The following is a 12,853-nucleotide window of genomic DNA, read 5'->3' on the forward strand; positions in this document are numbered from 1 at the left end:
GCGCCCACGAGTTCAGGAGCACGTACGAGTTTTGTACTTTACGGCGTTACTTTGAACCACAGAATAATGGTCCCTCTGACCTGTGGCCGTACAGCGAACGCCCTACACTAATAATGATTTACTGGCGGCCACTTTATTTACTGTACCTTGCTTCTCTTCATCTTGATTCCCTTCACCTTGAAAGCAAGCGTCCCAAATGCTTACCAGCGACTCTCTTTCGTCTTTCATTAGTTCAGCGTACACACAATTGATCTTATCGATCACAGCCACTTACTCCTGATCTTCCAGATCGGCAGCAGCCAACCTTGCCGCCTGTAACACAAGCGTTGAATACATACGCGACTCAGCCGCCAGCTCATCGTCCCACTTAGGCCAAATACGCGAGATGTAGGTATCTCGACCCTCGCCCGTGAAAGCGAAGCTGTCATTAAAAGTATCGGCCATTTTCTTAAGTGACTTCTCTTCATCATCGACCCATTTACCACGGCTAAAGCCCGCTTCAACGCCAGCCAATGCGGTTTTCGGGAAGTAAGGCAGTGGTGCTGTCATACCTTGATAGAACAGTCGTACTAACTCCGCCAACAAACTCTTCGCCTGCTGCGCATCGCCAATAGGCTGTAGCGTTTGGTGAACCACGCCTTCTTTTCTGTCATAGCCAATAATATGAGTCGTTTTGCCGTGCCCCATCACTGCACAACACAAGTGATCGATCCACGCGGCCAAGTAATCTTGAGAGCGTATTTTGCCACTACGAAAACGCACTAAACCCGATTGATAGTTTTGAGTAAGCCAGCCCATCAAACGAACCGGTTTGCCTTCACCTAGCACGTCAAATTCAATATTTACCTCAAGATCTTGCTGTGGCTGCCCACTTACAAATCGAATCTCTTTGGCTAAGTCTTCTGCTTGAACACGGTTGGTTTCAAACTCGATATCACCAAAAGCACCAACCGGTAATCGACCTTGGGCTTTTTGCTCAGAAACAAACAAGCGAACCGCTTCATCTGCTCCTTCTGGGTGATCCAACAGTACCTGCAGCAGCGCATCTTTAAGCTGGAAGCTTTCTAAGCCATTAAGCACGAACGGCTCGTCGTCTTCCATTACCGGAAGCGGTGGCTCAAACACTACCTTTAGGCGACGATTAAAGAAGTATTGCACTGGCAGGCGCCAGAAACGCTGTAGCTCAACCAAATCGAGTTCTAACGGATAAGTCACACCAAGCAAATAGTCATCCAAGGCACGATTGAATTCACCACTGCGCTCACCGGAACGGTTAGCTGCAGGAAGCCATTCTTTGGCGTAGCTCAATACATGACTTGCATCACCTTGTGTAAAGGCTGCCGGGCTGAACGGGGTCATGGTGTGCTCAAAGTTCATCGCTTGAGTCAGCTTGATACCAGAATCATCACTTGGTAGCGCTTGATCTGCACTTAGGCAGTAGTTCTGGTGGCAGTACTCAATCAACTCAGAAACCAATACCGACGGTACTCGCTCAGTATTGTCTTGAATCGAGCGGCCGACATAACTGATGTATAAACACTCTTGCGCCGACAACATCGCCTCTAAGAATAGGTAACGGTCATCATCACGACGAGAACGATCTCCCGGACGAGTACGCCCGTTCATTAGGTCAAAACCTTCTGGCGGCATTGAGCGAGGGTAAACACCGTCATTCATGCCTAACAGACAAACAGTTTTGAACGGGATGGAACGCATCGGCATCAGGGTACAGAAGTTCACTTGCCCCGCTAAGAAACGCTGACTGATACGCGCGCCCGACAGTTTATTATTCAAGTACTGATAGATAATGCTTGGCGATAGCTCTTGTTCGTACAAGGCATCATCAAGCTGTTCATTGAGTTGATAAAGTGCATCGCGAATCGACTTAAGCACCACCTCGCCTTCTAGTTCAACGGCAAAGAAGTCATCAATCATTTGCAGCAAGGTTTCACGCCACATATCGATGGATTGCGTCTCGGCAAGGCGTTGACGGTAATGGGCAATACGATCAATAAAGTGCGCTAACTTACCAGCAAGTTCGGCGTTAATACCCTGAACTTCGTTATAAGCAGCAATTGGAGAGTGTTCAGTTTCAAACAAACCTGCGGAATCCGACATCGCATACCCCAGTAACATACGCTGGATACCAAATAGCCAAGTATTTTGCTCGGTGGCAGGCAAATCAAACTCTGTTGCCGTAGAAGAATCGACGCCCCAGCGGATACCCGCTTCTTCAACCCACTGCTTAGCTTGTTCAAATTGAAATTCATCAATACCGAAGCGTGCCATCATCGCTGGGATTTCTAATAACTCTAGAAGTTCAGAAGCTAGACAACGCGTGTTCGGTAGCGCGACTAACTGCATGAACGCGGTCAGGATTGGGCTCTCTTGATCTGCGGTTCTATCCGAGATCGAGTAAGGGATATAACGCTCACCCGGAGCATTACCAAATACCGCCTGAATAGCAGGGCTGTAAGCATTGATGTCTGCCACCATCACAATGATATCGCGTGGCTTTAATGTCGGGTCAGCGTCAAACATTGCTAACAACTGATCATGAAGAACTTCAACCTCGCGCATTGGGCTGTGACAAGCGTGTACCGTCAACGAACGATCGCCCAGCTCAACCACTTGTTTATGGTTGCTGGAGTCTAAGATGTGATCGTCTTGGTGTTCTTCTAACTCAAGAATATCGGCTTGCAGTTGATGCAGCAGGCTGTCTCTCTCGACATCAATAAAGAACTCATGCTCTTCGCTGTCTAATTGAGACAGCAAGAACAGGTTATCTCTGCCCAATTTACCCATAGACGCCAACAAGCTATTACCGACAGCTTGGCTAGTATGCAGTTCATCTTCAACGTTGGCTTCAATGCCATCTTTCAAAGGTGATACTTCACCTTCTAGCTGAGGTAAACCATCAACCAACGCAAACTGCTTACGACGCTGCGCTTCAACTCTTGCCAAGTATTTACGATCGCGAATATCGCCCCAATAATGTTGGCAAGGGTTGGTAAACATCAAATGAACATCAATCTGCTCACCAAGTGCTTTCAACGCGTCCATATAACGAGGAGGCAGCGAAGAGATACCAAACACAAACAGACGCTTAGGTAAGTGTTGTAGCTGACCTTGTTGATTGGCTAACGCTTCAATAAAGTCGTGATACAAGTTACCACGGTGATACTTCGATTGGCCTTGAGACAGGGTTTGCTCATAGAGTGTCTTCCACAAAATTGGCTGCCAAGGATGTTCTTGTTGCCCCCCATCATCAATTAACTCGGCAACGGGCTCTCCCGCTTCCCACATCGCCATCCACTCCGGTCGATACACCAAGTAACCATCGAAGATGTCGGCAATTTTCTCTGCCAATTGGTACAACTTCGAATCATCTTCGTCGTTTTCAAGGTAGCGTTGTAGAGGTAAGAAATCAGGGTGGTCAAGCTTCGCAGGTAGCAAACTCATTAGCTTCCACGTCATCGCTTCTTTGTTAAAAGCACTGCGTTTAGGTACATCAGGAAGCACTTGGGTAAACATATCCCAAATGAAGGTTGCTGGAAGAGGAAAGTCTATATTTGCTGCTACACCAAACTCTTTGGCGAGTTCCATCTTAAGCCATTGAGACATACCTGGGCTCTGAACCAAGATCTGCTCTTTTTCGAAAGGGTTGGCTAAAGGATCACTTTTGATTAAATGAACGAGAAGGATTTTTAAAGTATCGACTTTATTGGAATGGTAAACAGTAAACAAAGTGCACTCACGCTAATCTTGCCACAATATACTGCCAGATTAGCATAAGTGCCGAGTTTGGATTAGGAATATAAGCTTATGAAATACTGAAAACTTAAGCTCCGTTTATCTTTTGAACTATTGCTTCTTACAATCTACTGCCTACCGCGCTTAGAACACGGTGAGGTTTGTAATTCATGTAATAACGAACCGCCACATAACCCACTACAAACGTTGCCACAATCAATTCTAGATACGCTAGGCCAAACACTTGATTGATGTAATGCGCTTCAATACCTTGTGCTTGCATCCACGCAGCCAGTTTGAACAAGGCTGTTGCACCAATCACGATTGGGAAGGTAAACGCTGCATAACCAGGGCTAAATGGAAGACGAAGTAGTTTGAAAAACGCCATATAGATAATGAACGTCATCAACACTGCAATACCAAATAGTAAACCAATGATCACAGGTGAAGGGTTAGCAGTAACGGTTAAGTAACCCGCCAAAGATAGGCTTGCCGGTGCTGCCATAATCGCAATGGTTGGTTTTGCTGCATCTGGCACTTCGTGAGAGAAGATCAAACGGTAAACCATCAGTGGTAGCATCACAGCGTAAACCAATAAGCCGAATACCAAAGTAGCGTTCGCTACAGGCTCTAAAACTGGATTACCTGAGAAAGAGACGTCAGCGACGATAATACCGATCGGTGGCACAAACCAGCTTGGCACCATGTGGTGAATCTCAAAGTTTTTAGCTCTGTGGTACAAAAAGCTCATTAGAAACACAACATGCAAAGCCACAGAAGCCAACCACATAGCTTCTTGTAAGAATTGAGAGATTGGCGCCAAAGACGCTGACACCACCATGCACCCCATTGCAAATGTTGGTACCACACTGCCGACAACAGGGTGAGCAAGATCTTCACGCAATAGGTGACCATGAATCAAAAATTTCACAGCTAAAACAAGAAGTAATACCGCCGTAATGCCAGCACTGATCCACTGCACCAAACCCGGTGTGTGTAAGATACCTTGTGCGACTAGAACACCATCCCAACACCAGCCTAAGCTTGCAATTGCGAGTGCTAACCCTGCCATGGGTGTTGGAGCTCCTGTTAATCTATATTTAATACGTTGAATCATGTCAGCCTCTCTTAAACCTAATTCACTAAACTTGTGAACTCATCAGCTTGTTGAAGCCATAATACGCTTGCGCTTCGTTAAACAATATCCAATTATATATAACAAGTGTTCATCAATACTGAACAGAATCCATTTTCACCAGCAGAGTAAAACTAGGAATCTGATGGCTAATATTTCAATAAAACAGCTCAAAGTGTTCGTCACTATTACTCAGCACTCGACATTGACTGCTGCCTCTGAGGCTCTGTTTCTGTCTAAAGCTGCGGTCAGCATGGCACTAGGCGAAATGGAGAAACAACTCGGCCACTCTCTATTTGACCGGGTCAACAACCGATTAATTCTCAACCAAGAGGGACATAAGTTACTTCCATTGGCGGATGAAATATTACATCGTGCTGCTGGTATTGATGTTTTGTTCCGTGATGATCAGCCTTTAAGTGGCAATCTAAAGGTCGGCGCGAGTGACACGATTGGTAATCAGGTCGCACCGTTTATTTTGTCAGGCTTTCGCGAACGAACTCAACATCAGGATCAAAGCTTGTTCATTTCAAACAGTGCACTGATCTGCCAAAAGTTGGTGGATTATGAACTTGATATCGCGCTAATTGAAGGAAAAACATTACACCCTGAACTCATTTCGAGTCAGTTTAGCAGCGATGAAATGTGCATTATTGTTAGTAATCAACATCCTCTCGTTGCCAAAGAAAAAGTGATTTTAAGCGATTTAGAAGACAGCCATTGGATTTTACGTGAATCAGGCTCAGGGACTCGCGAGTTTTTCCTTCGTGCCGTCGCACCGCGCATCGAACATTGGTATGAATCTTTTGAACTCAACACCACAGAAGCAATCATCAACTCTGTTTCTGCCGGTCTTGGCTTTGCCTGTTTGTCTCGTTTAGCTGCTCAGCGAGCGATCGATTCAGGCCGAGTAAAAGCGCTTAATGTGCCACTTGATATGAAACGCCGATTCTGGATGCTGGTCCATAAAGACAAATATCAAAGCCCACTGCTGAAATCTTTCATGAGTTATTGTGAAGACTGGGCGGCACATCAAGATTGAGGCCGCATAGTACGGGCTCCAACTGGACTTTTAACATCAGAAACTGTATAAAAAGCCAGTAAAATTTATCAAACTTAGAGGATTAACCATGGCTGTTATCGTCAAGTACGTGGTGGAACGCAACGGAGAAGAGAAAATGACTTTTACCTCTAAAGCCGAAGCTGACGCATACGACAAAATGCTGGATATGGCTGATGAGCTTTTTGAACTGTTAGGCAAAAGCGATTTAGTTGAAGATGAAGGCAAGCAAGAAGAACTTGCAATGTACCTAGCGAAGAACAAAGAAGAAGTTCTTTACGCATTAGGTGCTAAGCGTAAGCCAGCTCCGAAAAAAGCTAAGAAGCTTGAAGCTGTTGAAGACGCAGAAGAAGATGCAGCTTAACTAGCTGATACCTTTCTAAAAAACGTCAATGACGCCTCTAATCAGAGTTCGTTATTGGCGTTTTTTTATACTTATCGAAATATAATGAAGCTTGTTTATAGTCGAAATCGCTCTAAACATTCGCTTGCATGAAAGTGTGAGGAAGATCTAATCTATAGCCATCAGGTGATGGGGTTCCACCTAAGCTTTTGCTTCAACCGCCCGTTCTTTCCGAACAGTGCTAATGACTCCTACAGAATCGAAAACAGGTAATACTGTTGGACGTATCGCTATTCCTCCATTTTGAAATGGACTTAGTCTATTAAGACCAAGTTCCATGACACCTTTGGATTATCGATACTCAAGATCTGTAGTGAATTAGCCGCACCTCTTCCAACACGTCCTGTTTTCTCAACGCCCTAGGCCTTAAATGGCTCTATAAGTGAGAAAACATTATGCACTACTCTTCAGAAATTCAATCAATGTGCCCTATTCAAAGGGGTGATCTTCACAATTCAGCTCCAATTCCAGTTGAAGGCGCAATGGTTAGCCCAAAAGGTGTCATCGCTATTTCTGGCTTAAGCCACGGTGTTGGCACTTGTGCACCACAACAAGGTGCTGCAAAACTGACTCTTAACGTAAAAAACGGCATCATCGAAGAAGCATTAATCGAAACGATTGGTTGTTCAGGTATGACTCAATCTGCCGCGATGGCTGCGGAAATCCTCACCGGAAAAACCATTCTAGAAGCGCTGAATACTGACTTGGTATGTGACGCGATTAACGTCGCGATGCGCGAAATCTTCCTGCAGTTTGTTTACGGTCGAACTCAGTCTGCTTTCTCTGAAGGTGGCCTAGAGATCGGCGCAGCACTAGAAGACTTAGGTCAAACACAGCGTAGCCAAGTCGGCACCAGTTATTCAACCTCAGCGAAAGGCGTTCGTTACCTAGAACTTGCAGAAGGTTACGTAACTAAGCTTGCACTTGATGATCACAGCGAAGTGATTGGCTATGAATATCTCAACCTCGGCAAAATGATGAAGGCGATTAACCAAGGCGTACCAGCGAATGAAGCTGCTGACCTTGCGACAGGGACTTATGGTCGCTTCGACGAAGCCGTGACCACCATTAACCCACGCCAACAATAATTTTTGCCAATAAAAGAGGAAAGATATGATGAACACTCAATTTAATGAATCAGTAACTCGCGTATTGGCAAAAATGAACTTCGACTCTTTAGAGCAAGCAAACCAATACTGTTTATCACACAATGTCGATCCAAAAGCATTAGTGATGGACACTCAACCTATCGCATTTGAAAGCGCAGCTGACGCTTACACTCTTGGTGCAGCATTGGCTCTGTTCCGTAAAGCGAACAACGCAGAACAAGCAGCGAATATCATTGGTGAAGGCCTTCAAGCATTCACAAAACCCGGCAGTGTTGCGGAGCAACGCCAAGTCGGTATCGGCCATGGCGCACTGGCTGCTCGCCTTCTCAATGAAGAGAGCCACTGCTTTGCTTTCCTTGCAGGCCATGAGTCTTTTGCTGCTGCAGAAGGTGCGATCAAGATTGCACTGAACGTGAACAAATCACGCAAAACACCATTGAAAGTTATCTTGAACGGTCTAGGTAAAGATGCCGCTTACCTAATCTCTCGCATCAATGGCTTTACTTATGTTCGCACTCAATTTGATTACCAAACGGGTGAGCTAGTTGAAACAGAACGTCGCCGCTTCTCACAAGGCCCTCGTGGCGAGATCTTGTGTTACGGCGCTGATGATGTACGTGAAGGTGTAGCGATCATGCACAGAGAAGAAGTGGATGTGAGTATCACGGGTAACTCAACCAACCCAACACGCTTCCAACACCCAGTAGCGGGTATCTACAAAGCAGAACGCACTCGCCAAGGTTTGCCATACTTCTCAGTTGCTTCAGGTGGCGGTACAGGTCGAACATTGCACCCAGATAACGTAGCAGCAGGCCCAGCGTCTTACGGCATGACCGATACCATGGGCAGAATGCACGCTGATGCTCAGTTCGCAGGTAGCTCTTCAGTTCCTGCTCACGTGGCGATGATGGGCTTCATCGGCATGGGCAACAACCCAATGGTCGGAGCGACGGTTGCATTGGCTGTGGCAGTGAGTGAATCTCAACACGCATAACGACAAAGTGAGTCCCACAATCTGCCTGTTATGTAGAGTCTGTTAGTTGAGAATCAAGCAATAACGGACGACTAAAACTCTACACCTATCACTAAAACCAAACAGCCAGCCTTATGCTGGCTGTTTTTTATTCACACTTGCTCTACTATCTATTTCTAATAATTATTTGTATCTAAGATTAAATACATTCTGCTGTCGTATTTAACTACATATTTTCAAAGGAATAATATGAAAGAGCTCATCATTCATACCATTACCGTGTTCATGGGCTTTTTTGCCATCATGAACCCTATCGCCAACACACCGATCTTTCTTTGATTAACAGGTGATAATGATAGGGAAACGGTCAAGTCTATCGCTTTCCGCTCAGTGTTCATCGCCTTCATCATCGTCAGCACCTTTGCTGTCTCGGGTAAACTCATCTTCGACCTCTTTGGTATCACGCTTTACGCGCTTCGTATCACCGGCGGGATCCTCGTGTTCTTGATTGGCTTTCATATGCTGTAAGGTGACTCAACACACTCTAAAGCAAAAGAGAAGGTCAACTCAGACGCTCAACAAGATGCGGCGCTCAGTATCGCCGTCTCGCCACTGGCAATGCCAATATTAGCCGGACCGGGCACCATTGCCACCGCGATGAACTTTGCCAGCACCGAAGGCATCTACGAAACCATCGTCGCCTTTGGCCTACTATGCGCCTTAACCTACGTATTGTTTGTATTTGGCGAGCGCTTCGTTAAAGCCGTTGGACCAAGTGCATTGAATGTAATTACCCGAATGATGGGTTTGATACTCGCGGAAATCGGTATGCAGATGTTGATTGAAGGGATTGAGCAAGCTTATAAGGCACTGTTTGTTTCAGCTCAGAACAACAAATTTCTGATACAAAAATAGCCAGCGATTCGCTGGCTATTTTCTTTGGCGCTTTTGTTTACGAATTATAAATTAGTTCGCAGGGCAGCCTTTTACTTCTAAACCTTTACTCATGTAGATTAGATCACCATCCGCTGGTGCGTAATTCGCTGCAGTGACATCAGGGTTCTTAACAAAGAATTCGCGCAGTACCGAGGCATCCGTTAACTGTGTCGATTCAACGTCAATTACTGGGTAGTCATCACCACCAGCCGCACTGAAACTGATCACGGAGAACGTGTAAGTGTCTGCTAAATCAAAACCTTTGCCATTGATGTCTCGAATGGTCACATCACTCAAATCGCAGTCAACCGTTAAGCTGATATTGTCGAGTTGGGCATAAGCGCCGGATCCTGCAGTCTTCGTCGCAACAACGTCCAAATACGCTTTTACTTCAGCACCTGTCATCGTTGCTTTAGTCACGAAGTTCCCGAAAGGTTGAACCGTCAGTACATCACGATAAGCAATGTCTCCTGCCGCAATTGAGTCACGGACACCACCAGAGTTCATTACACCAAAGTCAGCATTCACCAATTCATAAGTGCGGTATGCTTCTCCTAACAAGTGACCAAGATTAGTTTGTTCTGAACGAACAACATCACGATCACCTTCCAGTTTTGCATCTGTCTTTGAGATGATGACATCGAGGAGATCTTGCCCTTGTTGTTGATATGGGTAGAGAGTAGCTTTTACAGCTGCATCAGGCTTTATTTCAGATTGAATAAACTGATAATCACCGTTTTCATCCTTCTCTTTTAGGTTCACAGGAACCAGATCGTACTTCGCTAAATGCAGTTTGCCGTCATAAAACTCAAAGTCAGCTCTGCCTACATACTTACCCCACTCGTGAGCTTGCATGATGTAGGTACCATTTTGCTGATCAGGTTTGCAGTCATCCCCTGGGTTGAAGTCGGCGTATTCATTGCCTTCCATACAAACAGGGTTTTGAGAGTGTCCACCAATAATTGCATCTAGCTGACCTTCTTCTAGAGAGCGAGCAAGCAATACATCGCCAGGCGCTTCACTACCATGCTGACCATCTGCGTAATGCCCCATATGCGTGGTAGCAAAAATCAGGTCAACCGTTTCATTGGCCTCTATTTCTTTTATGGCTTTTTTGATTTCAACTTGTGGGTCGGCAAAGTGAATTGTCGCGACGTTGTCAGGATTAACTAATTTAGCCGTATCTTTGGTTGTCAGGCCAATAACAGCAATCTTTAAACCATTAATGGTGAATACTTTATATGGAGAGAAAAGGCGTTCATCAGTAACTGTGTCTCCATCTTTGATATAAATATTCGCCGCAAGCATCGGGAAGTCAGCTAGCTCAGATTGCATCTCAAGCACATCCAAGGTGTTGTCGAATTCATGGTTACCTAATGCCATCGCATCGTAACCAAGAAGGTTCATGCCAACAAAATCTGGTATCGCATCCTGCATATCAGACTCTGGAACACCAGTATTAATGTCACCACCGGACAGTAGGATCGTCTCACCACCGTTTTGAGTCACTTCCGCACGAATACTATCAATCAACGTCTTACGAGCCGCCATTCCATATTCACCCTTACTATTTTCCCAGAAGCGACCATGGTTATCGTTGGTATGTAAAACAGTAAACTTGGTACAAGAAGCGGCAGTGTCACATGTCACTGCGATATCGTCACTGTCCGAGCCACAACCAACCATCGCTACGCCGATAGATAACACCAGTAAAGACTTAGTAAAATTCATAGAAGATCCTTTATTAATCGTTTTAATGTCGTTATGGCCGGCAATATACTGACATCTTGCAGGGTTTTAGTGATCGTTCTCTTAATTACATGTCTGGAAAGTTGAGTATTTACCCTAACTGTAGGCACAAGCGATTAATCAACAGAAGTCGAATAATTCTGATAATAAACATGAATTTATAAAGAAAGTGTGACTCACTCTATTGATACGGCTAACAAGAGGATGGACTAAAGATAAGTGTCAGGCATGGAAATGAAATGGCACCGCGCTACTTAAGTAAGAACGCCCATATTTAAGAGCGAGGTATAATATCCGGATAATGAAAACTATCTCTCAAAAGACAAGCAATATCATTTTACAGACTTTATCCCGATACGCCCTTTCATAACGAGGGCGCTCTCTTTATGATGAACGCAATTAAATTAACTTTGCTAACGGCAGCGCTTGTTATTCGAGCCGTTGTTTTGGAATAGCAAAATCAAGACTCAACACATGGAGATTCAACATGGCTTATTTTTCACTAGCCTTCGGTACGGCAACCAAAAATCGCGACAATAAAATCATTGAAGCGTTCTTCCCTAACCCGCTTCTAAACCCAAGCGACGCTCTTGTAGCAGCTGTAGCTGAAGTGTCAGGTTACGCTGAAGGCAACCAAGCTATCGAAATCTCTGCTGCACAAAGCGCAGAACTGGCGAAAGCATTCGCAGCAAACGATGATGCAGCTAACGCATCTTTCGCAGAAAAAGCGGCAGCGTCTGAACAGCCACTTGTTCTTGTTGTTCTTGCTACTGACGAGAAGCCAGCATCAGTTGCTGAAGGCTTCCTAAAGCTACAACTTATCTCTAACCGCCTAGTACAACCACACGGTACGGTACTGGACGGCATCTTCGGTCTACTGCACAACATCGCATGGACAAACGAAGGCCCTATCGACCTACCTGAGCTGGCTGAGCGTCAAATCGAAGCTCGCCTTGCAGGTCGTGCTCTGTCTGTAGATTGCGTAGACAAGTTCCCTAAAATGGTGGACTACGTAGTACCAACAGGTATTCGTATTGCTGACACTTCTCGTGTTCGTCTTGGCGCACACGTAGGCGAAGGCACAACAGTAATGCACGAAGGTTTCATCAACTTCAATGCTGGTACAACTGGCGTGAGCATGGTTGAAGGTCGTATCTCTGCGGGTGTTGTTGTAGGTAACGGTTCAGACATCGGCGGCGGCGCTTCTATCATGGGTACTCTGTCTGGTGGCGGTACGATGGTTATCTCTATCGGCGAAAACTGCCTACTAGGCGCAAACGCGGGCCTTGGCTTCCCTATGGGTGACCGTTGTACAGTTGAGTCTGGTCTTTACGTGACTGCGGGTACTAAGGTTCGCATGCTAGATAAAGAAGGCAATGAAGTAGAAATCATTAAAGCTCGCGATCTTGCTGGCGTGTCTGATCTTCTGTTCCGTCGCAACTCAATCACAGGCCAAATCGAGTGCCTAGCGAACAAGTCTGCGGTTGAGCTAAACAGCGAGCTGCACAGCAACAACTAATCTAAGCACTAGATGCTAGATGCTAGATGCTAGATGCTAGATGCTAGATGCTAGAAAATAATAAGCCGCTGGGGTTCAATCCAGCGGCTTTTTTGTATGTTCTGGGAATCATTATTGCCCCATTACCAGTCAGATTTAACAGAATGTTAACATGTATTTACCCTACTAAAAGTAATCCCTTGTCTGTTGGATATTTGCAAGGCAAACTGCTGGGCA

The 12,853-nt window shown here is 45.5% G+C and carries 9 protein-coding genes, 1 pseudogene and 1 riboswitch; of the genes and pseudogenes, 6 read left to right on the forward strand and 4 right to left on the reverse strand.

All coding sequences use genetic code 11. The features are described 5' to 3' along the window. Window positions 1–102 precede the first annotated feature (102 nt). The 3 genes from A136_RS22910 to A136_RS21885 form a co-directional block, all read right to left on the reverse strand. Window positions 103–264: a hypothetical protein gene (locus A136_RS22910; RefSeq protein ID WP_171732527.1), complete on the reverse strand. Its 162-nt coding sequence runs from the start codon at window positions 262–264 to the stop codon at window positions 103–105. 6 nt (window positions 265–270) lie between these two features. Next, a complete protein-coding gene (gene recC / locus A136_RS21880; RefSeq protein ID WP_017064198.1) occupies window positions 271–3,747 on the reverse strand; it encodes an exodeoxyribonuclease V subunit gamma in 3,477 nt (1,158 codons plus the stop codon). Between the two features lie 127 nt (window positions 3,748–3,874). Next, on the reverse strand, window positions 3,875–4,825 hold the full coding sequence (locus tag A136_RS21885) for a TDT family transporter (RefSeq protein ID WP_017064199.1): 951 nt from the start codon (window positions 4,823–4,825) through the stop codon (window positions 3,875–3,877). A gap of 208 nt (window positions 4,826–5,033) precedes the next feature. Here A136_RS21885 and A136_RS21890 point away from each other — a divergent pair, with 208 nt between their 5' ends. The 5 genes and pseudogenes from A136_RS21890 (at window position 5,034) to A136_RS21910 (ending at window position 9,348) form a co-directional block, all read left to right on the forward strand. Further along, window positions 5,034–5,930: a LysR family transcriptional regulator gene (locus A136_RS21890; RefSeq protein ID WP_017059889.1), complete on the forward strand. Its 897-nt coding sequence runs from the start codon at window positions 5,034–5,036 to the stop codon at window positions 5,928–5,930. Window positions 5,931–6,018: 88 nt separating this feature from the next. Beyond that, entirely contained in the window at window positions 6,019–6,312 is a 294-nt protein-coding gene (locus A136_RS21895) for a YebG family protein (RefSeq protein ID WP_008223840.1), read from the forward strand. Window positions 6,313–6,467: 155 nt separating this feature from the next. Further along, a riboswitch (Fluoride riboswitch) is annotated at window positions 6,468–6,552 on the forward strand. 194 nt (window positions 6,553–6,746) lie between these two features. Then, window positions 6,747–7,439, forward strand: coding sequence for an iron-sulfur cluster assembly scaffold protein (locus A136_RS21900; protein ID WP_017064200.1), 693 nt, complete (start codon window positions 6,747–6,749; stop codon window positions 7,437–7,439). Between the two features lie 25 nt (window positions 7,440–7,464). Continuing rightward, a complete protein-coding gene (locus tag A136_RS21905; RefSeq protein ID WP_017064201.1) occupies window positions 7,465–8,454 on the forward strand; it encodes a GGGtGRT protein in 990 nt (329 codons plus the stop codon). Between the two features lie 228 nt (window positions 8,455–8,682). Next, a pseudogene (locus tag A136_RS21910) lies at window positions 8,683–9,348 on the forward strand (MarC family protein). A 51-nt stretch (window positions 9,349–9,399) separates the two neighbouring features. Here the strand turns inward: A136_RS21910 and ushA are convergent. Continuing rightward, on the reverse strand, window positions 9,400–11,100 hold the full coding sequence (gene ushA, locus A136_RS21915) for a bifunctional UDP-sugar hydrolase/5'-nucleotidase UshA (RefSeq protein WP_017064205.1): 1,701 nt from the start codon (window positions 11,098–11,100) through the stop codon (window positions 9,400–9,402). Window positions 11,101–11,605: 505 nt separating this feature from the next. Here ushA and dapD point away from each other — a divergent pair. Continuing rightward, the gene (gene dapD, locus A136_RS21920; RefSeq protein ID WP_017059885.1) at window positions 11,606–12,637 is read left to right on the forward strand and encodes a 2,3,4,5-tetrahydropyridine-2,6-dicarboxylate N-succinyltransferase; all 1,032 of its coding nucleotides are present in this window, start codon (window positions 11,606–11,608) and stop codon (window positions 12,635–12,637) included. The last annotated feature ends 216 nt before the right edge of the window (window positions 12,638–12,853 follow it).

The sequence above is a fragment of the Vibrio crassostreae 9ZC13 genome, assembly GCF_000272045.2.
GTDB classification, from domain to species: domain Bacteria; phylum Pseudomonadota; class Gammaproteobacteria; order Enterobacterales; family Vibrionaceae; genus Vibrio; species Vibrio crassostreae_C.